The organism is Streptomyces sp. NPDC057271, from assembly GCF_042668715.1.
Classification (GTDB): domain Bacteria; phylum Actinomycetota; class Actinomycetes; order Streptomycetales; family Streptomycetaceae; genus Streptomyces.
The window spans coordinates 1-19,879 of the sequence record NZ_JBHUYJ010000102.1 but is presented as its reverse complement, the minus strand read 5'-3'; the positions used below and the strand labels follow the sequence as shown (position 1 = coordinate 19,879).

At 67.3% G+C, this 19,879-nt stretch carries 21 protein-coding genes and 3 pseudogenes; 10 read left to right on the top strand and 14 right to left on the bottom strand.

Features of this window, described 5'->3' with window-relative positions:
• Positions 1-470: 470 nt before the first annotated feature.
• The 4 genes from ACFUJR_RS32010 to ACFUJR_RS31995 all read left to right on the top strand — a co-directional run bounded on the left by ACFUJR_RS32010 (position 471) and on the right by ACFUJR_RS31995 (position 3,741).
• Positions 471-1,115: an RNA polymerase sigma factor gene (locus ACFUJR_RS32010; RefSeq protein WP_383172948.1), complete on the top strand. Its 645-nt coding sequence runs from the start codon at positions 471-473 to the stop codon at positions 1,113-1,115.
• Entirely contained in the window at positions 1,093-2,028 is a 936-nt protein-coding gene (locus tag ACFUJR_RS32005; RefSeq protein ID WP_383172950.1) for an AEC family transporter, read from the top strand. Before ACFUJR_RS32010 ends, ACFUJR_RS32005 begins: the two co-directional genes overlap by 23 nt.
• A gap of 126 nt (positions 2,029-2,154) precedes the next feature.
• Positions 2,155-2,340 carry a hypothetical protein gene (locus ACFUJR_RS32000; protein ID WP_383172952.1) on the top strand — a complete coding sequence of 62 codons (186 nt, stop codon included), beginning with the start codon at positions 2,155-2,157 and terminating at the stop codon, positions 2,338-2,340.
• Positions 2,341-2,346: 6 nt separating this feature from the next.
• The gene (locus ACFUJR_RS31995; protein WP_383172954.1) at positions 2,347-3,741 is read left to right on the top strand and encodes an amidase; all 1,395 of its coding nucleotides are present in this window, start codon (positions 2,347-2,349) and stop codon (positions 3,739-3,741) included.
• Between the two features lie 16 nt (positions 3,742-3,757).
• On the opposite strand, the gene ACFUJR_RS31990 is transcribed toward ACFUJR_RS31995, so the two are convergent.
• Genes ACFUJR_RS31990 through ACFUJR_RS31975 form a run of 4 tightly spaced genes read right to left on the bottom strand, consistent with a single transcriptional unit; the run spans position 3,758 to position 6,689 of the window.
• The gene (locus ACFUJR_RS31990) at positions 3,758-4,324 is read right to left on the bottom strand and encodes a GNAT family N-acetyltransferase (RefSeq protein ID WP_383172956.1); all 567 of its coding nucleotides are present in this window, start codon (positions 4,322-4,324) and stop codon (positions 3,758-3,760) included.
• A 35-nt stretch (positions 4,325-4,359) separates the two neighbouring features.
• Positions 4,360-5,172: a class I SAM-dependent methyltransferase gene (locus ACFUJR_RS31985; RefSeq protein WP_383172958.1), complete on the bottom strand. Its 813-nt coding sequence runs from the start codon at positions 5,170-5,172 to the stop codon at positions 4,360-4,362.
• Positions 5,173-5,214: 42 nt separating this feature from the next.
• On the bottom strand, positions 5,215-6,042 hold the full coding sequence (locus ACFUJR_RS31980) for an SDR family NAD(P)-dependent oxidoreductase (protein ID WP_383172960.1): 828 nt from the start codon (positions 6,040-6,042) through the stop codon (positions 5,215-5,217).
• A 35-nt stretch (positions 6,043-6,077) separates the two neighbouring features.
• The gene (locus ACFUJR_RS31975; RefSeq protein ID WP_383172962.1) at positions 6,078-6,689 is read right to left on the bottom strand and encodes a VOC family protein; all 612 of its coding nucleotides are present in this window, start codon (positions 6,687-6,689) and stop codon (positions 6,078-6,080) included.
• Between the two features lie 148 nt (positions 6,690-6,837).
• Between ACFUJR_RS31975 and ACFUJR_RS31970 the strand changes: the two genes are divergently transcribed.
• Positions 6,838-7,959 (top strand): class I SAM-dependent methyltransferase, encoded by a 1,122-nt coding sequence (locus ACFUJR_RS31970; RefSeq protein ID WP_383172963.1) that lies wholly within the window; start codon positions 6,838-6,840, stop codon positions 7,957-7,959.
• Between the two features lie 164 nt (positions 7,960-8,123).
• On the opposite strand, the gene ACFUJR_RS31965 is transcribed toward ACFUJR_RS31970, so the two are convergent.
• The 4 genes and pseudogenes from ACFUJR_RS31965 to ACFUJR_RS31950 form a co-directional block, all read right to left on the bottom strand.
• On the bottom strand, positions 8,124-8,741 hold the full coding sequence (locus ACFUJR_RS31965) for a TetR family transcriptional regulator (protein ID WP_383172965.1): 618 nt from the start codon (positions 8,739-8,741) through the stop codon (positions 8,124-8,126).
• A 39-nt stretch (positions 8,742-8,780) separates the two neighbouring features.
• A complete protein-coding gene (locus ACFUJR_RS31960; protein ID WP_383450992.1) occupies positions 8,781-9,077 on the bottom strand; it encodes a hypothetical protein in 297 nt (98 codons plus the stop codon).
• A gap of 59 nt (positions 9,078-9,136) precedes the next feature.
• Entirely contained in the window at positions 9,137-9,574 is a 438-nt protein-coding gene (locus ACFUJR_RS31955) for an FAD-dependent monooxygenase (protein WP_383172966.1), read from the bottom strand.
• 47 nt (positions 9,575-9,621) lie between these two features.
• A pseudogene (locus ACFUJR_RS31950) lies at positions 9,622-10,211 on the bottom strand (FAD-dependent oxidoreductase).
• Positions 10,212-10,473: 262 nt separating this feature from the next.
• On the opposite strand from ACFUJR_RS31950, the gene ACFUJR_RS31945 reads away from it, so the two are divergent.
• A complete protein-coding gene (locus ACFUJR_RS31945; protein ID WP_383172968.1) occupies positions 10,474-10,998 on the top strand; it encodes an ATP-binding protein in 525 nt (174 codons plus the stop codon).
• A 250-nt stretch (positions 10,999-11,248) separates the two neighbouring features.
• Positions 11,249-11,659, top strand: coding sequence for a hypothetical protein (locus tag ACFUJR_RS31940; protein WP_383172969.1), 411 nt, complete (start codon positions 11,249-11,251; stop codon positions 11,657-11,659).
• A gap of 22 nt (positions 11,660-11,681) precedes the next feature.
• Here the strand turns inward: ACFUJR_RS31940 and ACFUJR_RS31935 are convergent, their stop codons facing one another.
• Positions 11,682-12,065: a hypothetical protein gene (locus ACFUJR_RS31935; RefSeq protein ID WP_383172970.1), complete on the bottom strand. Its 384-nt coding sequence runs from the start codon at positions 12,063-12,065 to the stop codon at positions 11,682-11,684.
• On the bottom strand, positions 12,062-12,916 hold the full coding sequence (locus tag ACFUJR_RS31930; protein WP_383450986.1) for an IS5 family transposase: 855 nt from the start codon (positions 12,914-12,916) through the stop codon (positions 12,062-12,064). The genes ACFUJR_RS31935 and ACFUJR_RS31930 overlap by 4 nt, the downstream gene beginning before the upstream one ends.
• Positions 12,917-13,450: 534 nt before the next feature.
• Between ACFUJR_RS31930 and ACFUJR_RS31925 the strand changes: the two genes are divergently transcribed.
• Complete coding sequence (locus ACFUJR_RS31925; RefSeq protein ID WP_383172980.1) at positions 13,451-14,716, top strand: IS701 family transposase; 1,266 nt, start codon at positions 13,451-13,453, stop codon at positions 14,714-14,716.
• Positions 14,717-14,934: 218 nt separating this feature from the next.
• Here the strand turns inward: ACFUJR_RS31925 and ACFUJR_RS31920 are convergent, their stop codons facing one another.
• Entirely contained in the window at positions 14,935-16,143 is a 1,209-nt protein-coding gene (locus ACFUJR_RS31920; RefSeq protein WP_383172982.1) for an IS110 family transposase, read from the bottom strand.
• 273 nt (positions 16,144-16,416) lie between these two features.
• Between ACFUJR_RS31920 and ACFUJR_RS31915 the strand changes: the two are divergent.
• Positions 16,417-16,842 (top strand): annotated as a pseudogene (locus tag ACFUJR_RS31915) (ISAzo13 family transposase); the annotation flags it as partial.
• A 338-nt stretch (positions 16,843-17,180) separates the two neighbouring features.
• Positions 17,181-18,095 carry an ISAs1 family transposase gene (locus ACFUJR_RS31910; RefSeq protein ID WP_383172973.1) on the top strand — a complete coding sequence of 305 codons (915 nt, stop codon included), beginning with the start codon at positions 17,181-17,183 and terminating at the stop codon, positions 18,093-18,095.
• A 10-nt stretch (positions 18,096-18,105) separates the two neighbouring features.
• Here ACFUJR_RS31910 and ACFUJR_RS31905 read toward each other — a convergent pair whose 3' ends face one another.
• From ACFUJR_RS31905 to ACFUJR_RS31895, 3 genes and pseudogenes are all read right to left on the bottom strand, one after another.
• Positions 18,106-18,702 (bottom strand): hypothetical protein, encoded by a 597-nt coding sequence (locus tag ACFUJR_RS31905; RefSeq protein WP_383172975.1) that lies wholly within the window; start codon positions 18,700-18,702, stop codon positions 18,106-18,108.
• Positions 18,703-18,728: 26 nt separating this feature from the next.
• On the bottom strand, positions 18,729-19,502 hold the full coding sequence (gene istB, locus ACFUJR_RS31900; protein ID WP_383172976.1) for an IS21-like element helper ATPase IstB: 774 nt from the start codon (positions 19,500-19,502) through the stop codon (positions 18,729-18,731).
• Positions 19,499-19,879 (bottom strand): annotated as a pseudogene (locus ACFUJR_RS31895) (IS21 family transposase); the annotation flags it as partial. The pseudogene ACFUJR_RS31895 and the gene istB, both read right to left, overlap by 4 nt.

Below are 19,879 nucleotides of genomic sequence, written 5' to 3'. Positions count from 1 at the left end.
GCGTACGCGGGCTCTCCGTCGGCCGGGGCCGTGAGTTCGTGGTGGATCCAGACGCCAGTGCCGGTCCTCGGATCGGTCAGGGTCGTGTACCAGACCTCCGTACGAGCTGGCTCTCCCTGCCAGCGTGGCGCGAACAGATCAGCATGGCGCTGGGCCGTTCTGGGATCCCGCAAAAGAGAGGACGCTCGCCAGACCCCCGATGCCTTGAAGCCGGCGGGCGGGGAGCCCTCCCGGCTCGATCCTGCCCGCGAGTCGTCTGCTTCCTGCCCGTCCATGCCGCTCCTGTCTTGGGTAGGTGGCGTTCCTCTTCTCTACGGCGCTGGATGGCCGGGCAGTTCTCGGGGCGGCTTCCTCCCCGGCGTATTCGAGCCACCGAAACAGATCCTGTGATCGTTCCCGGGGGCCCCCACTTCGGCGGTACGGCCGGTCGGCCAGGGGGTACTCCGGCCTCCGCCTGGGATGGAAGGCAAATGGAAGCGGCCGAAAAGGGCTTCGGAAGGGCGGGCTGGGACGGTGCGCATGTCGTACCGGTCGTCGACCGTGCCAGGCGAGTCGACGCGTTCGTTTCGGGGTGGGATGTGGAGTCAGGCAATGAGCTTCTCTCCGCTCGCTTCCAGCAACAGGAGGAGCGGGCTGTCGATGAGGTCTTCCGGACCTATGGGGGAGCGATGTTCGTCACCGCCTTCGCTCTGCTCGGCTGCCGCGAGTCCGCCGCCGACGCCGTGCAGAGGGCGTGTACGAAGGCGTGGCAGGCGGCTGGCGAGTTCGACGCCTCGCGCGACATACGCCCCTGGCTCTATGCGATCACCCGTCGTGCCGCGATCGATGTGTACCGGCAGAACCGCCGTCATGCGGAGAGCGTTCCCCTCTCCGCGCTGCACGAGTGCGCAGGCGCCGGGGGGGCGGGGGACCTGGAGGACGCTTGGCAGGCATGGCAGGTCAGACGAGCGCTGGAGCGCTTGGAGAGGGACGAGAGTGCTGTGGTGTGTCTCGCCTATTACGACGGCCTGACCCAGAGGGAGATCAGTATCAGGCTGGGCATACCTCTGGGCACGGTGAAGAGCCGTACCTCCCGTGCACTGCAGCGCCTCAGTGACCTTCTGGCGCACCTCTGAGGTGATCGTCGAACTTTCCGGTCTGCTGGGCCTGGTCGGACTGGGATACGTGGTCCGACGGGCAGGCGTCCTCGGCCCCGGGGCCGACGAGCAGCTGGCGCGTTTCGCCTTCTGGGTCACCACACCCGCGCTGTTGATGGTGACACTCGCCCGTTCCGATCCCTTCACTGCTTTCTCCGCCTCACTGCTCACGATCGCCGCTGGCAGCCTCTTCGTCTCGGCCGCCGTCGCGGTGGTGGCGAAGGCTCGGAGGTGGGACAGCGCGCGCACCCTGACCGGGATGCTGTGTGCGAGCTACGTCAACTCCGGAAACCTGGGGATTCCCGTCGCCGCCGGCCTGCTCGGTGATGCCTCCCTGGTCGTACCGGTCCTGCTGTTCCAGCAGATCCTGCTGGGCCCGGTAGCCTGTGCCTTCCTCGACGCGTCGCAACATTCACGTCGGCCAAGAGCACTCCTTGGCCTCCTCCTCGCGCCGCTGGGCAACCCGATCGTGGCCGGATCGGCCTCCGGAGTCGCTCTGGCGATTTCAGGATGGCGGGTACCTCATGCCGCGCTGGAGCCACTCAGCGCCCTCGGGGGCATGTCCGTGCCGCTCGTTCTCGTTGCCTTCGGGGCTTCGCTGCGCGGGGCAACACCGGGCCGTCACGAAGCGCGCGGGGCGCTGCTGCTCTGTGTCGTCCTCAAGGTGGTCGTGCATCCGGTAGTGACTTGGGGACTGGGCGTGTTCGTATTCCACCTCACAGGGACGGCCCTCCTGGGGGCGGTCGTCCTTTCCGCACTCCCGACGGCGCAGAACGTCTTTGTCTATGCTCTGCGATACGGTGCCGACAGCGAGCTTGCCCGGGATTCGATCCTGTTCTCCACCGTGCTCGCTTGTCCTGCTCTCATCATCGTCTGCCTTCTCCTCCGCTGAGGAGGACGCTTCCCGCCCGCGTACGTTCGGAGTCAGACGCCCAAAAGTGGGGAATGAATGGCGCGTGAGAGGCCTCGTGTGGTCCGCCCTCATGGCACCACGGCGGACATCCGAAAGGAGAAGTCGATGACCCCCAGCGATCCAGCCCCCGTCAGGGCATGGGCGGCCTGGGACTCCCTGCTCCCCAAGGACGACCGGATGGCTGCGGCAGCGGCGATGGGGGACCACGTCCACCGTCTGATCCGACCGCTGCGGGAGTTGGAACTCGGGGACACGCCGCCGGCGCCCGCCTACATCGCCGTCAGTGAGTGACGCCGGGTGGAACCATACGAGGCGTCCCTCGCGGAAGCCGCTGCGTCGATCGCGGCAGGCGAACTCTCACCGCGTGAGCTGACCGAATCCGTGCTCAAGCGGATTCACGAGGTCGACCCCCGGATCTGCGCGTACGTACGGGTGACCGAGGAGACGGCGCGTCTCGCGGCTGCTCAGGCGGAGCAGGAGATTGGCTCTGGAACGTATCGAGGTCCCCTCCACGGCATTCCCATGGCGCTCAAGGACGTGATCGACACGAAGGGCGTGCCCACGGAGTCCGGCTCACAGGTTCGGGCGGGGAGGGTCCCCACCGAGGACAGCGCCGTCGCGGCCAGGCTCAGAGCGGCCGGGGCGGTACTGCTCGGCAAGACCCACACGTATGAGTTCGCCTACGGGCTCGACACCCCACAGACGCGGAACCCCTGGGCGCCCGACCGTATCGTCGGTGGTTCGAGTGGCGGGTCCGCTGCTGCTGTCGCCGTCGGAGCGGCAACGTTCGCGCTGGGAACGGACACCGGAGGCTCGATCAGAGTTCCCTCGGCGCTGACCGGAGTCGTGGGGATGAAACCCACCTACGGCCTGATTTCCCGGTGCGGAACCACTCCGCTGTCATGGTCGCTGGATCACCTGGGCCCGGTCACCCGTACGGTCGAGGACGCGGGCCTCGTGATCAGAGCCCTGGCGGGCCACGATCCGCGAGACACCGCCAGCGTGCGACAGCTCCCACGGGACTGGCCGGGCCGCCCGGCGGGTGGCCTGGGGGAAATCCGCCTCGGTGTGCCGGAGAACTACTACTTCCGGCGCGTGCGGCCCGAGGTCGAGTCCGCGGTCCGGGCGGCTGTGCAGACCTTGGCGGACCTCGGAGTGCGCCTGGTGGACGTCCATATCCCCATGACCGAATACGTACAAGCCGTTCAGTGGGCCATCATGATGCCGGAGGCGTCCTGCTATCACCGGCCGGATCTTCAGAGCAGAGCCCACCTGTACGGCGCCGACGTACGCTTGCTGCTGGAGGCCGGGGAACTGGTTCCCGCCACGGACTACGTGCGGGCCCAACGGGCAAGGACCCTCATGCGCGAGGCGTGGGCTCGGCTCTTCCGCCGCGTCGACGTGATCGCCGCCCCCTCGCTCCCACTGGCCGCGGTCCCTGTCGGCTGCCAGGAGGTGAACTGGGCGGACGGTACATCCGAGAGTGTGACCGATGCCCTCCTCAGATTCTCGGCGCCGGCCAATATCACGGGTGTTCCGTCGATATCGCTGCCTGTCGGGTCCGACCACGACGGTCTCCCCATCGGCATGCAGCTGATGGGGAGACCGCTGAGTGAGGGCACTCTGCTTCAGGTCGCCGAGGCATACGAGGCGGCGCGTGGCCCGTTCGGCACGCCCTCCCTCGTCTCTTGACGCCGGTGTGGTCGGGCTACGCGTCGCCGCTCGCCCGGTTCTTGCGCCACTCCGGGGCCAGAACGGACCAGATCTCGGTGTCGTGCCGTATACCCCGGTAGGGGTAGTTCTGCCGCTGAGTGCCCTCGTAAGTCATGCCGAGGCGCTGGGCGACCTTGATGCTGGCCTGGTTTGTGGAGGAGACGTGCCACTCCACCCGGTTCAGGCCGCGTGTCTCCAGGGCCCAGTCGATGATCGTCGCCGCGGCACGGCTCACCAGGCCGCGGCCGACCGCCGATGGTTCCAGCCAGCAGCCCACCTCGCAGTTGCCGTCGACCACATCCATCGTGCGGAAGAGGACGCCACCGACCAGAGTGCTGCCCAGCCAGATGCCGTAGAGGCGGCCGGTGTCAGCCGCTGCCTTGTCCGCGTACGCCTGGAGAAACGCTCTTGCGGACGCGATGTCCCCGGCCGCGTCGGGCAGGCCGATGTACCGGCCGATGTAGTGTCGACCCCGCTCGATGTGGGCAAGGAACTCCTCCACCTGCCAGGGTTCCAGCGGACGCAGTTCCGCTCCGTCGTCGCCGAGACTTGCTTTGAACACAGTGCTCCTCTGCTGGGAATGGGATCTCTCGCCGCTCAGCGGGTCCGGGATGCCCTCATGGAATACAGGATCGGGAGATGGGTCGCGCTGAACGGGAACCAGTGATGTCCGTCCGGCCCCTTGGGCAAGATCCCCCTGGGGTCGAACTCGGCCTCCAGATGCTCCTCGAGCCGGTCCACCACGAGTCCGGCCCCCGCGGCGGCGGTCACGATCTCTCCCAAGGAATGCGGATACTGCACCACGTCCATCGCCGGCATCGGCAGCGCGGCGTCGGCGTAGGTTCCGGTCACGGTCTCGTACTGAGGGTCGCCGCCACCGTACGGCCAGTCGGCTGTCAGGGGGGTGAGAGTGGCAACGGTCTGGAAGAGGGGGTGCAGGTCGACCACGACCAGTCTGCCGCCGGAGCGGAGCGCCATCGCCGCACCGCACATCCAGGCGTCGAGGTCGCCGATCCAGCACAGCACTCCGTACGTGGCTACCACCACGTCGAACCGGCCGGCCAGGTCCGTCGGTAGTTGCTGGCTGTCGGCTTCGATGAAGCGGGCTTCCAGTCCCGCGCGTACGGCGAGGTCTTGCGCCCGAGAGATCGCCACCGGCGAGAAGTCGACACCCGTCGCCGTGGCCCCCAGACGTACCCAGTTCAAGGTGTCCATTCCGAAGTGGCAATGCAGGTGCAGTAGATCCCGTCCGATCACCTCGCCTACAAGTTCACGCTCGGCTCTGAAAAGCGTCTGGCCCCCTGCCAGAAACGAACCGACGTCGTAGAACCTGTCATTTTCGGTTGTGCCGTGAGAACGAGCGCGAGCGTCCCAAAGTTCGCGATTTGCGCTGAGTTCAGCATCCGTCATGCCTTTTCCATTCAAACGTCTATCGGCGACTTCTCGGTTCAATCAGTAGGCGGGGGCCGCTGATATCCCGCCGTCGATAATGAGTTCCTGCCCGCTGACCCAGGACGCCAGGGAGGTGGTCAGGAACAGGCAGGCATCGGCTACGTCATCCGCGGTTCCCAACCGGTTCAGCGGGCAACGAGAGGTCCAACTGCGAACGCCCTCGGGCCAGACGGAAGAAAGGTCGGGACGGTCGATCAAGCCGGGAGAGATCGCGTTCACGCGGATGCCCAGCGGGCCGAACTCCTGAGCCGCCGTACGGGTGAGCGAGAGGAGGGCTGCTTTGCTCGCGTTGTAGTGCGCCTGGGCGGCTGCCGGATGATGCACCGACAGGGACGTCAGGTTGATGATCGAAGGCCCGGACGGCGACACCCGGTACAGGGAGCCCATCGACGTCCTTGAGGTTCTGGCGCGGCTAGGGTCGTCGCTCTCCCGGGCGTCACGGGACATGATTCGGGCTGCGGCCTGAAGGCAGAGGAAGGCGGATTCGGTATTTGCCTTGAAGACATGGCGCCACTGTTCATGGGACATGGAGAGGAGTGGCTCGGCCGGGTAGATGCCCGCATTGTTGACCAAGACGTCAAGTTCGCCATGATCCGCCACGCGAGCAAACATTCCGTCTACTTCGCCTGGATCGGTCAAGTCTGCTTGAACTGTTTCAGCGCTACCGCCGAGCTCGGTGATGCGCCTGCAAACCGATTCCGCATTCCGGCGGGAGTTCCGGTAATGTACCCACACGTGCGCGTCCGCCTCCGCCAGTCGAACGGCGATGGCCTCACCGATTCCGCCCGACCCGCCGGTGACTAGGGCAGTTGAGCCGTAGAGGCTCATGGAAATTGTCATAGTCAACCTCCACTCCAGCGAATTTAGCTGGATTCGTACGGGCCGGCGAGATCGTCGGCGGGCTGCCAGTCGGCGTGGGAGAATCCTCTGAAAGAATTCCCTTCCCTGATGCAAACCTCGCCCAGTGACCAGCGGTAGAACTTCACATGCGTGTAGTCCGGGAATAGTGCGTAGTACGGAGAGTTGACGGGGCCTTGGAATTGCTGACCGGTCAGTTCTTCGTGATGAAGGCGTCCAAAGGCATCCACGCCGTCGCCGACCACATACCCGACGTGCTCCAGACCCATCCGGTATACGCGCTGATGGAACGGCGGAATCAGCTCGATGAGTGGGACCCGTTGAACTGACGAATCGTGCGGAGCCGTCACGACTGGCTGGTCGACCAACATGAGCTTCGAAATTGGGCGACCGTTCCACACGTTCTCGAGATTTCCGCTGCACAGAGGCTCGAGGGCATCACGCCACACAATGTAGTCACGCCAGGTCCGAGTGCGCAGAGCGACGTGGCTAATTGGGAACTTCCAGACCCGAATTCCTCTTTCGAGGCAGCGTTGTGCCTGTACCGAGCAGAAATGGGGAATCGCTTCCAGTAGCCCCCCAGTGTCCCCGGGGTATACGTCGATTAGATGTTCCACGAGTCTCTACCCATCTGATGTCGTGTTCCTCTTCACGATCATTCACGCGACCCTGCAACCCCGCTGGCATTCTGCTGGCATGTGGAGAGCGCTGTGGCGGGAAACCTGCCAGCCGCCTGTCAGGGAGGTTGCAGCGGGACGATCGAGCATGGGATTCGACCTCGTCATCAAACGGGAGAGTGTTATGACTACCGAATCTTCCGCCCTCGATATGGCCCGTGTGCAGGCTTTCGCAGGGCAGGTACTGACTGATCACGCCGCGGCGGCATCAAGCGTGCTGGTGTACGTAGGGCGCCGCCTGGGGCTTTACCGCGCGCTGGCGGAGCACGCGACGACAACGGAGGAGCTGGCACAGAAGACGTCGACGGCGCCGCGGTACGTGCGTGAGTGGCTGCTGAACCAGGTGGCGAGCGGATATGTGGTGTACGACGCACAGTCGGACACCTACAGTCTTCCTCCGGAGCACGCGGCGGTGCTGGCGCACAGCGGCAGTCCGGCATTTCTCGCGGGTGCGGTGGACCTGGTCGGGGCGGCGTGGGCCGCTGCCGACCGGACCGTGGAGAGCTTCCTGTCAGGGCGGGGCACCGGGTGGGGGGAGCACGACGAGAAGCTGTTCTCGGGATGCCAGGAGCTGTTCCGGCCCGGCTACGACACGTATCTGACCTCGGCGTGGATTCCGGCGATGCCGCACGTGGCCCAGCGGCTCGCGCAGGGCGCGGTGGTCGCGGACGTCGGTTGCGGGCACGGAGCGTCGACGATCGCGATGGCCCGTGCCTACCCCCGTTCGCGGTTCATCGGGTTCGACATCCACCCGGAGTCTGTCGGGACAGCGCGCATCCGGGCGGAGGAAGCCGGCGTCCAGGACCGGGTGCTGTTCGAGGTCGGCGACGCGGTGTCGTTCCCCGCACCCGGCAACGGCGGAGGGTACGACCTCGTCGCCTTCTTCGACTGCTTCCACGATCTGGGCGAGCCGATGGCTGCGGCGGCGCACGCGCGGAGGCAGCTGTCCATAGGAGGATCGCTGATGCTGGTCGAGCCTCAGGCAGGGGAGGGCGTCGCGGCTGCCGTGGGCAATCCAGTAGCGCGGACGTACTCGGCGTACTCGACGCTGGTGTGTGTGCCGAATGCCCTGACGCAGGGAGACGGGGCAGCGCTGGGCGCGCAGGCCGGTGAAGAGGCACTGACCGACGTACTCGTGAAGGCAGGCTTCTCGGCAGTGCGCCGGGTGGCGGAGACGCCGGTGAACATGGTTCTGGAGGCACAGGTCTGATGCATGTGGGGCTGCAGACCTCGGGTCGCGTTGCCACACGCTGCGTCTGTTAGACCGTCGACTCCCTGTGAGGCCACGGGATCGAGCCGCCCGTCACGTGATCCAGTCGTGTGACGGGCGGCCTGGTGCGTGTGAGGAGCCCGCGGCTGTCGCCATTGGTCGGATCAGCCCCGCAATGCCTCGAATGCCTGGTCCACCAGGGCAGGCAGTTCCTCGGCACCCTCGCTGTCCACCCACACAGTGAGCGCGGTGGTCAGCGCGGCCAGTGCGGCGGCGGCGGTCACGCGCATACGCAGTGTGTCGGCTTTCGGCCGGCGCGCGGCGAGGGCTTGGGCTAACAGCTGCTCGGTGGCGTATTGATTCTCCCAGACCCTGGCGCGGAGTGCCGGTGTACTCAAGACGAGCCTGGTGCGCACCAGGAGTGCCTCCTTGTCGCTGACGTACACGCTCTCCAGCGCCTTTGCCAGCGCTCGGTGCAGAGTGGTGAGCGCGTCCTCGTCCGAGGGACGCCGCTCGATGAGCTGGATGATCAACGGATTGTAGTCGTCGGATTCGACGACGGCTTCCTTGGTGGGGAAGTGCCGGAAGAACGTCATATGCGAGACCCCGGCAGCGGCGGCGATCTCTTCGACGGTGGTGTTCTCGTAGCCCTGGCTCAGGAAGAGTTTGAGAGCCTGCTCCTGGATGGTGCGGCGGGTCTGGGCCTTCTTGCGGGCGCGCAGGCCCGTCGGTGGGGTCGAGGGCGGCTTCATGGCCGTGATGCCTCTCGGGGTTGTGGTCATCGGTCACCGGATGTGGCCGATTCCGAGTATGCGCGTCAGTCACCCGTCCAGTGTGGCCGGGGAGGTGCCGGTCCATGCCAGATGGCCGTCGGGCCGTACTAGCAGTGCCTTCCCCTTGCCGGTGGCGAGGGGAGAGGTAGGGGTGGTGGTCAGTACGGCTGTGGCCGCTTCGCCGAGGTGGCGGTGGGTGACGACCGCGAAGTCCGTGCTTGCGTCGAGAGGCAGCAGAGCCCACCGCGATCCGATCTCGGCATGCAGACGCGTTCGGCAGCCGTCTTCGCGGACGCACTCCAGGTCAGGCATCCGGTCGCCGGCACGCGGGCCCGTAACAGGCAGCGCGAGAAGTGACCGTCCGGCCAGGGGCCGCGGCGGTGACTGACCTTCAGTTGGGAGGACTATTCCCAGATCGGCCGCTGGACGGGCGGCCGGTTCATCAGCGGTACGAAGAGGTGGTCGCGCATTGCCCGAGCCGACCGAGTCTGACCGACGATCAGGCGGGTCATGGCGCTGGTGGACTCCAGGACCTTGTGTGCGACGGGCCGGCGCTCGGCCTGGTAGGTGTCCAGCAGCGCGTCGTGGGCGCGGCCGGTGGCGACGAGGGCGAGCTTCCAGGCCAGGTTCTCGGCGTCGCTCAGGCCGGTGCTCAGGCCCTGGCCCCCGAACGGGCTGTGGATGTGGGCGGCGTCCCCGGCCAGCAGGATCCGGCCGCTCCGGTAGGTGGACGCCAGGCGGCGGTGGATGCGGAAAGTGGAAGTCCACATGACCTCCTGCGTCGCCGCTACCGCCAGGCGGGCCTGGTCGCCGCCCAGCGCCTCGACCAGCGTGGTCAGCACGGCGTCGGCATCGAGGTCCCCTCCGGTACCCGCGGGCGCCGGGCCCATTAGGCGCCAGACGTCGGTACCGGGCAGGGGAAGGTGGCAAGCATATCGTCGGCGCGCAGCCATACCGACACCGCGTCCCGGGGGAGTGGCAGATGGGTTCGCACGTCCGCGAGCAGGAAGCGCTCGACGACGGCCACGCCGGGGAAATCGATGCCCGCGGTCTTGCGCACCAGGCTGTGCGCGCCGTCGCACCCCACCAGCCAGCCGGCGTTCACCCGTCCGTCGGTGAGCTGGACGGACCCGCCCTCGGCGTACTGCTCTGCCGCGAGTACTTCCTGCCCCCACTCGACGTCGACTCCCGGCTCGACGAGCCTGTGCCGGAGCCGTGCTTCCACCTCGGCCTGTGACATGAGCAGCCCCGGCCGGGTCACCAGATTGGTGCGGTGGCCGACCTGCAGTCGAGCGACAGGCTCACCGTCGACATGGGTGGTCACTTGCCGGATGGGCACCGACCGCTGCGGCAGGTCGCCGAGAGCGCCGAGCCGGTCCAGAACCTCCGAACCCCGCGGCTGGAGTCCCAGGCCCTGGAGGTCATCGACGGACCCCGTACTTTGTCCACCACTCGGATCGGAATCCCGGCGGCCAGCAATCCGCATGCCAAGGCAAGGCCGGTGGGACCGGCCCCGGCGATTCCAACAGTCGGTACAAGGATGAGGTGCCTCGATCGAGCGTTAGGTGCTATCAGATGTTATTAACTAACGTCTGCGGGCCGCGAAGTAGACGCCTTCATCGCCGACCGTGCAGGTGAACGAATTCTCTTCGATGCCCGAGTCGTGCCTATCGCTGAAATCGGGGTGGAATCGGCCGGAAAGTCCAAGTGCAGAGCGGTAGCGCAGCGTGGATGGCAAGCAATGGGGTTCTCGAATGAGGTGATCGCGGTGACACGTGGGGTCCAGACTCAGGGCATACACCGGGCCGTGGCGCAGGCGCCGCACTCCGAGCAGGTTCGCCCCAGCCGCAAGCCACCCAACTCTGCTGCCGAGCATGCCCTCCCGCATGACGTGACAGCGCCGGGGGTAGCCCGGTGCATCGTGCGAACCCTGCTCGGCGACTGGGGCGTTCCGGCGGATTCGATAGATGACGCGCAGCTGGTTGTATCGGAGATGGTTTCCAACTCGATAGAACACGCCCGGGGACCGGTGCAGCTGCATGTGCGCCGCGCGCGAGCCGAAGGCACGGTGTGCCTGGAGGTCAGTGATGCCGGCCCCGCTGCTTCCGAGGGAACGTGGACATCCTCTTGCGAGGCCGACGAGCACGGCCGCGGTCTGAGCATCGTCGAGGGCCTCGCGGAAGCCTGCGGCTTTTGCGTCACTCCGGACGGCCGGACCACGCACTGGGCCCGGCTCGCCTACCCCGGGCAGGCGGCAACTCTCTAACGGTGTCCACACTCAGGGAGCCTTGTCTAAGGCCGGGTAGTTAACGTTCTTGCAGGTCACACAGGTGAGTTGACCGGCTCGTCTGGACCAGGCTGACCGCCGGCCTGTCCGGGATGTCGGTGGTCTGTCCGTCGGGGAAAGTGCGGTGTGACCTGCGCCGGAGACTCGGCAGTGCACCGGTGCGGGCGTTGTTCGAAGTGCTGGCCGGGCCGCTGGCCCAGCCGACAACCCCAGAGGGGAGTTTCGGACCGTGTCGTTCGAGTCGCCGATGTCCCGGTACAGCGAGCGCCACGCCGACGGCCGCCCCGACATCAGCCGCACCGCTACCCGCCTCGACGTCACCGTCATCGAACCCGTGGATCAGTCACCCGCGCTGCCCACGGCCTCCCGGGACGACCGGTACGCTACCTCTGCCGCGCGGCGCCGACACCGCATCCTGGCCCTGTTTCAGGAAGACCCCACGCGTCTCTGGCAGCCCCGTGAAATTGCCGCCCACTTCGGCGACATCACCCTGGAGGCCATGTACAGGCAACTGAATCGGTGGACCGCCAGCGGCCTCATCCACAAGCTCGGACCCGGCCTCTACACCTCAACACCATGGCGCCCAGTAACTACGGCCGTGGCTTGTGTCCGTGTCCGGTCACTGGGTGACGCGTTGTAAGTGGACGTTAAGTCCGTTTCTGCTAGCAGCCTCGTCCGGGCTGTGTGAGGAAGCCTTGGCGGGTGAGGCGTCCGAGGCGGCTGCGGGTGATGTTGACGGATGCCTCGTCGGTGGGCATGCCGAGGAGTTCGTGCAGCTCACGGGCTCGGAAAACCTGGCCGGGGTGCTGGTTGAAGGCGTTCACGATGGCCTGGTAGGCGGTGTTCGTCTCGGGCGGATCGGGGTCGCCTCCAGCGGGTGCGAGTTCGGCGATGACCTTGGCGGTGGTGGCCAGGTCCGCGAGTCGCGCTTCGGCCTCGGCCAGGGCGGCGGTCAAGTGCTGGATCTGGTCGCGTAGTTCACCGGCCTGGGCGGTGGTCTCGTCGTGCTGGGCCTGGAGGCCGGCCAGGAGCTCGGTGAGGTTCACGCGGCCAGCCCGAGGGTGTCGCGCCAGGCCGAAGACGGTGTGGTGAGGCGGCGGGCCATGTTCGCGATCGAGGCCCAGTAGACGCGTGAGGCGGAGGTGTCGGGCCGGTGGTCGTACTCACGGGCGAGGCGGCGGTGCAGCATCAACGTGCCGTTGACCTGCTCCACGATCCACCGCTTGGGCTGCGGGATGAAGCCTTTGCCCTGGTCAGCGGGGTTGCGGCGGACGATCTCGACGTCGATGTCCAGCAGGGCGCCGTGGATGAGGACCTCGTCCTTGAAGCCCTGGTCCACCAGGGCCTTCTCCAGGCGGTTGCCGCACCGCTCGGCAGCCTGGTCGAGCAGGGCGGTGCCGGCGGCGTTGTCGTGTGCGGAGGCGTCCAGCACGACGACGCCGATGACCAGCCCCATCACATCGACGGCCAGTCCCCGCTTGCGGCCCGACATCCTCTTGTGCGCGTCCAGTCCCGTCGTGGTCTTCGGGACACCCGCCGCGGCGCGGACGGACTGGGTGTCGATGATCACGAGGGACGGGTCCTCTAATCGGCGGGCTCTCTCCCTCACCTGGCAGCGCAGGAGTTCCTGGACGCGCTGGTCGAGGCCGTCCTGGCGCCACAGCGTGAAGTAGTAGAACACCGCCGACCAGGCCGGCAGGTCATGCGGCAGGTAGCGCCACTGGCAGCCCGTCCGGTTCTGGTAGAAAATCGCGTTCACGACTTCCCGCAGGTCGCAGGCTCCGGGATCCCCGGTCGCTGACCGTGCGACCCGGTCCTGCTTCCAGGCCGTGATCATCGGCTGGATCAACGCCCACTGCTCGTCCGATAAGTCGCTGGGGTACGGCTTTCTCTCCATGGCCTGCATCTCAGCATGAACATGCCCAGCGGATGTCCGGCATGGCGATCAGTACCACGATCGAGCGATCACGAACCGAGGAAGATCGGACTTAACGTCCACTCAGTACGCTCGCGTATTCCCCGGCGCCCACATGATCGACGACCTGGACTCATCCGTCTGCGCAATGGTGTGGGACGCTCCGTCGGCGCAAGGGGTAGGTCATGAGCTGCCCCGGGGTTCGTAGAGTCCGATCTTGATTGGTTCAGGCGGACTGCGGGACTCGTTCCTGGCTCCGCCAGAAGATTTCCTAGTCCTTGGCCGACAGCGTGAAGTCGAGTGCGGAGGGGAGGCGTTCTTCGTTGTGCCAGGTGATCCACTGGAAGGACGCCCGCTCGACCTGTTCGACGTCTTCCAGGGGCGCCGCACTTCGGTCAGCTCGGTCTTGAACGCGCCGTTCAGGGCTTCGGCATTGCATTGACGCTCCTATTAGGGCTTGGTCATGTTGGTTGTGGCTGAGCGTTTCCTTATGGCTGGGTGTTGCGTTGGGAGAGTGTGACTCCGGACGAGATTGCTGTTGTGCGTGGCGAGTTGGAGGACTTCGCGGCGGAGGTTTTCGAGCCGTTTGCGAGGAACGACCAGTGTCGGTGGGGGCAGGTCTACCTGAGGGGCCTGCTCACGGACGGGCAGCGCAAGTCGGTCGAGCCGATGGCCGCCCGGCTGGGCGAGGACGGGAACCGTCAGGCCCTGGCCCACTTCATCACCACCAGCCCGTGGGATCCGGCGCATGTGCGGGCCCGGCTGGCCTGGAGGATGGAAGAGGCAATCCGGCCCACCGCGCTGGTCTTCGATGACACCGGGTTCCTCAAGGACGGCACCGCCTCGGCGTGTGTGTCGCGGCAGTACACCGGCACCGCGGGCAAGGTCACCAACTGCCAGGTGGGGGTCTCCCTGCACCTGGCCTCGGACCATGCCTCGGCGGCGGTCGACTGGCGGCTGTTCCTGCCCCAGACCTGGGATCCGGCCTCACCGAAGGCCGATCCGGCCAAGGTCGCCCGCCGCACCGCCTGCGGCATCCCCGACGACATCGGGCATGTGGAGAAGTGGCAGCTCGCACTCGACATGCTCGACGAGACCCGCTCGTGGGGCGTCGAGGTGCCCCTGGCCATCGCGGACGCCGGATACGGAGACGCGGCTGCCTTCCGGCACGGGCTGCAGGCCCGCGGCCTGAACTACGTGGCGGGAATCTCCACCACCCTCTCGGCCCAGCCAGGCCACGCGGTGCCGGTGACCGAGCCGTACTCCGGGACCGGACGCCCGCCGGTGGCGAAGTACCCCGACCAGCCGCAGTCGGTGAAACAGCTGGTCATCGCCGCCGGCCGGAAGGCGGCCAAGCCGGTGCAATGGCGTGAGGGCTCCCGGCCCGGCACCGGCCGCAGCGGCTTCAAACGGATGTACTCCCGGTTCGTGACCCTGCGGATCCGGCCCGCCGGACGCGAGGTCCGCCAGACGGCCGACGGCCCGGAACTGCCCGAGTGCTGGCTCCTGGCCGAATGGCCGGCCGGCCAGGACGAACCTGTTCAGTTCTGGCTCTCCGACCTGCCTGCCGACACCCCGCTGACCACCCTGGTCCGCCTCGCCAAGCTCCGCTGGCGCATCGAACACGACTACCGTGAGATGAAACAGGCCCTGGGCCTGGCCCACTTCGAGGGCCGCACCTTCAACGGCTGGCACCACCATGTCACCCTCGTCTCCGTCGCCCATGCCTTCTGCACCCTGCAACGACTGGCCAGAGCCCCAAAAGGAACGGCGCCGGCCTGAGCCTCTACCACGTCGTCCGCGAGCTACAGACCCTCCTCGCGACATGGACCGGCGCCTGCCCCACCTGCCACCGCGACATACCCACACCAGCCCCGACCTGACCAAGCACTACTATGGACTTGCCGGGAAACAGGTCGTGGCTTCCGGCCGCGGGGATCGTTGGTCTGGTATGGAGAGACCGGGGGGTGCCTCTATGTCGTTCGTCAAGCCCGAGACGGTCATGCGGCTGCTTCTGCGGGCGTTCGTGACTCGTATAAGGTGCCGTCGCGGAGCATGGCGAACAGGACGCTGATGCGGTGGCGGGCGAGGCGGAGGAGGGCTTGTGTGTGGGTTTTTCCGCGGTCGCGGCATTTGTCGTAGTAGGTGCGAGAGGCGGGGTCGTGCAGGGCGGCGAACGCGGAGAGGAACATCGCGCGTTTGAGCTGGCGGTTTCCGCCTCTGGGTGCGTGTTCGCCGTGGATCGAGGTCCCCGCCTGCTTGGTGGCCGGTGCGAGTCCGGCGTAGGAGGCGAGGTGGGCGGCGGTGGGAAAGCCGGTGCCGTCGCCGACGGTGACCAGCAGCACGGCGGCGGTCCTGACCGCGACCCCCGGCATCGAGGTCAGGACCTTGGAAAGAGGGTGGGCCTCCAACAGGGCCTTGATCTGGGCCTCCAGGGCCCGGCGCTGTTCGTGGACGGCCGCGAGCGAGCGGGCCAGGGAAGGGATCACGACGTCGAGCGTGCCGGTCCCGGGGACGATGACGGTCTGCTCATCCAGAGCGTCGAAGACATCATCGATCAGCCGCCCAGCCATGCGTGGAGCCTTCGGCCGGATCACCTCGACGAGCCTGCGGCGGCCGGCCCTGCGCAGGGCGGCCGGGGATCCGTAGCGTTCCAGCAGCCAGGTCACTGCGGGGTGGTCCAGACGCGGACCCAGGACCCGTTCGAGCGACGGATGGAACTGGGTGAGCAGGCCGCGTATCCGGTTGCTGGTGCGGGTGGCCTCGGCGGCGAGGTCCTGGTCGAAGCCGGTCAGGACGGTGAGCTCTGCGGTGATCTCGTCGGTCAGCTCCAGCGAGCGCAGGGTGTGTGGCATGGTGCGGGCGGCGTCCGCGATCACGGCCGCGTCCTTCGCGTCGGTCTTCGCCTCGCCGGGGTAGAGGTCGGCGATCCGCCGCATCGCGAGTCCGGGCAGGTAGGCGACCTGGCAGCCCGCGTCACGGGCGACCGCGAGGGGGAGGGCGCCGATGGAGGCCGGCTGGTCCACGATCACCAGGACGGTGCCGAACTTTGCGGTCAGCTTGTCGAAAACGGCCCGCAGTTTCGGCTCGCTGTTGGGAAGCGGCTTGTCGAAGACCTTCTTCCCGGCCGGGGTCAGCCCGTGGCCGTGATGAGCGGTCTTGCCGACGTCCAGGCCCAGGAACACGCCTACGCCGCCGGTGTCGAACACTGTGCTCTCCACTCCTTCAGTGCGGCTGGCCTTGGCATCGGTGTCGTACTCGCGCATCCACGTTATGCAGACCTGCCGCCCTCGAACGACCGGGCATTGCGCCCGGTCAGGCGGTGGTCGGACCTCTTATCAGCGTCTCCGACGGCACCCCACGGACCCGGTGACACCACCCCCCAGGTCATGCTTTCGACAGGGGGACACAGTCATGCCGGGCCCGGAGGCCAGCGGTCCTCTTGCAGGACCGCGAAGAACATAACGGGGATCGAGGCGGCCCTGGCCGTGAAGTTCCAGGCGTTGTTACCGCACCTGGACGAGCGTCAGCGTCGACTGGCCATAGGGGCGGAAGCGCGGTCATTGGGGCATCGTGGGATCAGGCTCGTCGCCGCTGCGGCCGGGGTAGGGGAGGGCGCGGTCTCGCGTGGGGTGGCTGAACTCGACTCCTGCCAGGCACCGTTGGGGCGAGTCCGTCGTCGTGGCGGAGGTCGGAAGAAGGCGAGCGAGTTTGCCCCGGGGCTGCTGCCCGCGCTGCTGGCGTCGGTCGAGCCTGACGAGCGGGGCGATCCGATGTCGCCGCTGCTGTGGACGACGAAGTCGACTCGAAAGCTGGCGGCGAAGCTGACCCGGCAGGGCCACCGGGTCTCCGTCGACACAGTCGCTGGCCTGCTGCGGGAGGAGGGCTTCAGCCTGCCGGCCATCGCCTGCCGCACAGCGGCCTGCGCGGCCTCCCCGAGCACCTGGTGCACCCCGACCGGCTTGCCCCGCGGCCGCATCACCAGCGCCTCCCGCCCGCCGGCCAGCCACTTCACCCACCAGCCATCGACCGCCTTCAGCGACACCCCGAACACCGCCGCCACGCCCTCAACGGTCCCACCCGCCACCCAGGGCTTGGGCGAGTTCCGGGGTCGGGCGGTTGGTCGGACCGTGACCGGTTGGGGTGCATAGCAGAGCAGGCACGGGCTTCGTGATCATTGGGGTGTCGAAGCTCAACGATCATGAGGTGGCCCGTGCCTGCCGCTGCATCTTCTCTCATCCCGCCGGTGCTGGTGAAGCTGGGTCCGCTGGATGCCAGTCAAGTCGCTGACCTGCGGCCCTTTCTGGAGCGGGTGCCCGACCCGCGGGCGAGGCGGGGCCGCTGGTACTCGCTGACCGCGATCCTCCTCGTCTGTGCCTGCGCGGCCGTCTCCGGAATGAGGAGTGTGGATGAGATCGCCGAGTGGGCGGCACGGGCCTCGGACACCGTGCTGACGGCCCTCGGAGTCCGACGGCATCCGCTCAGGTGGCGTCGTGCCCCCTCGCGGACCACGATCGGCCGCGTGCTCGCGGCCATCGATGGTGACGCCTTGGACCAAGCAGTCGGCGCCTACCTCACCGCCCGGAACACCGCGGGAACAGTCTCGGGGAAACGACAGGTGATCGCCGTCGACGGCAAGTCACTGCGAGGATCGGCCCGCCTGAACGCCAGCCGCAGACACCTGCTCTCCGCCGTCACTCACCACCGGGCCCTGACCCTCGCCCAGGCCGAGGTCGGAACCAAGACGAACGAGACCGCGCACTTCCGGCCCCTGCTCGAACCGCTGGACCTGACCGGCACCGTCGTCACCTTCGACGCCCTGCACTCAGTCAAGGCGAACGTCACCTGGCTGGTCGAGGCGAAGAACGCCCACTACATCGCCATGATCAAGCGGAATCAGCCGACCGCCCACCGGCAGCTCGCCGCCCTGCCCTGGCCGGACATCGCCGTCCAGCACACCGCTTCCTCTGCCGGACACGGCCGCCGGGAGTCCCGCTCGATCAAGACCTGCGGCATCGCCGACGAACTCGGCGGGATCGCCTTCCCCCACGGCCGCCTCGCCCTCCGCGTCCACCGACGCCGCAAACAGACCGGCTGTCGGCGTACTCCTGTGAGTGCTCCACCAAGTACGGAGATACGTGCACCAGCAGGGAGTCTGTGAGCCGGTCACGTCATCCCGCGGGCATGGCGGTGGCAGGGCGATGAACCTCCAGGATGACTGCGGTGCCGGCCACGGTTCGGTCCTCGTGCATGGTGATCTGCTGGCTGGGCCGGAGGTGCGTCCAGTGGGAGGGGGTGAGGGGCACGAGGCGAACCGTGGCTCGTCCGCCGGGCTCCAGCATGGGCATGTTTTCAACCCAGAGCGAGGCGATGCTGACCGCACGTCCACCGGTGGGTGAGAGGTGTCCGATGTCCCACATGGGTCGCAGAACACCGGCGCCGGAGATTGGCGTCTTGCGTCGCGCTTCGGCGGCAGGACGGAGTGTCAGATCCGCCCGGATCACGCCGTTGCGGATCTCGGAGCACCGCCAATGGCACCAGGCCGCGCTCCGCTCAAGCCGGAGCTGCTCGGCCGCTTCGGCGAGCTCCTCCCAAAATGCAAGAGGGAGCGAGCGACCGTCCCCGAGCTCCTCCAGCAGGCCCAGGGCGATCTCCCACTCGTCGTGGACGAGGTAGTCCCAGATGTCTCGCACCGTGATGTCGTTCTCGGTGGCGGTCTCTTCCGGAACCAGCAGGGAAGCTGATTCGAGCAGCTCAGGGACGTCCATGCGCTCATTGTCGACCACATGAACTATTAGGCTGCGCTTGCCTGGTCTCGCTCGATGGCAGCGAGCCGGTTCTTGAGCCGGTAGCTGGGGCCGTTGATGGAGATGACGTCGCAGTGGTGCAGGAGGCGGTCGAGGATGGCGGTGGCCAGGACCTCGTCGCCGAACACCTGTCCCCATTCACTGAAGGTCTTGTTCGAGGTCAGGATGATCGAGCCCTTTTCGTAGCGCTTTGAGATCACCTGGAAGACCAGGTTGGCCTCAGCTCGTTCGAGGGGCTGGTAGCCCACCTCGTCGACCACGAGAACCGCCGGCCGCAGGTAGCTGCCGAGCTTGCTGGTCAGCCTTCCTGCGGCCTCGGCGGTCTTGAGGTTGCGGACCATGTCGTCGAGGCTGGTGAAGTAGATCGAGTACCCGGCCCGGCAGGCCGCGACCGCGAGAGCGACGGCGATATGTGTCTTGCCCACTCCCGGCGGCCCGAGCAGGGCGGCGTTGGCCTTGGCCTCGACGAACGACAACGTGGCGAGGTCCTTGACCTTGCGCGGGTCGAGTTCGGGCTGGAACGAGAAGTCATAGTCGTCCAGGGTCTTGTGGTGGGGCAGCTTCGAGATCCGCAGACCGGTGCGGAAGCGGCGGTCGTCACGGACGGCGAGTTCTTCGGAGAGAACCAGGTCGATGAAGTCGAGGTAGCCCAGTTTGGCCTCGTCAGCCCGCTGGGCGTACTGGGTCAGGGCCTCGGCCAGGTGAGGCAGGCCCAGCTTGCCGGCCGTGTTGCGGATGCGGGTGGAGACCAGCTCGCTCAAGACGATTCCTTCGCGCTCGGCTTGGTGGTGAAGGGGCGGGTGCCGGTCAGCTCGTCATAGACCGACAACGGTCGGCGACCGACCTCGACCTGGGTGACCGCGGCCCGGTTCAGGAGGGCCGCCAGCGGCCCGGCCTGCGAGGCCGGGGCGTCGTGGCGGCGGGGCCGCGGCAGACCTCCGTCACCGGTGGTGACGCGTCGGCTGGCCCCCGTGGGCAGGCCGTCCCAGTGCTTCTCATCCACGATCCGGGCGCCTCGGCCGACCGCTCGCGAATGGACGGCTAGTGCCGCATCAGGCAACGTTCGCCCCGTCGTGACGTGCCGCCCGGTCGCTGTTCCGGGCGGCACCGGACGGGCCGAACGGTCGCATGGCTGGAC

Excerpts from the sequence above, each read along its gene's own strand:
- ACFUJR_RS32010 (WP_383172948.1), top strand. The coding sequence starts at position 471 with ATGGAAGCGGCCGAAAAGGGCTTCGGAAGGGCGGGCTGGGACGGTGCG.
- ACFUJR_RS32000 (WP_383172952.1), top strand. The coding sequence starts at position 2,155 with ATGACCCCCAGCGATCCAGCCCCCGTCAGGGCATGGGCGGCCTGGGAC.
- ACFUJR_RS31985 (WP_383172958.1), bottom strand. The coding sequence starts at position 5,172 with ATGACGGATGCTGAACTCAGCGCAAATCGCGAACTTTGGGACGCTCGC.
- ACFUJR_RS31980 (WP_383172960.1), bottom strand. The coding sequence starts at position 6,042 with ATGAGCCTCTACGGCTCAACTGCCCTAGTCACCGGCGGGTCGGGCGGA.
- ACFUJR_RS31970 (WP_383172963.1), top strand. The coding sequence starts at position 6,838 with ATGGGATTCGACCTCGTCATCAAACGGGAGAGTGTTATGACTACCGAA.
- ACFUJR_RS31965 (WP_383172965.1), bottom strand. The coding sequence starts at position 8,741 with ATGACCACAACCCCGAGAGGCATCACGGCCATGAAGCCGCCCTCGACC.
- ACFUJR_RS31945 (WP_383172968.1), top strand. The coding sequence starts at position 10,474 with ATGGGGTTCTCGAATGAGGTGATCGCGGTGACACGTGGGGTCCAGACT.
- ACFUJR_RS31930 (WP_383450986.1), bottom strand. The coding sequence starts at position 12,916 with ATGGAGAGAAAGCCGTACCCCAGCGACTTATCGGACGAGCAGTGGGCG.
- ACFUJR_RS31905 (WP_383172975.1), bottom strand. The coding sequence starts at position 18,702 with ATGGACGTCCCTGAGCTGCTCGAATCAGCTTCCCTGCTGGTTCCGGAA.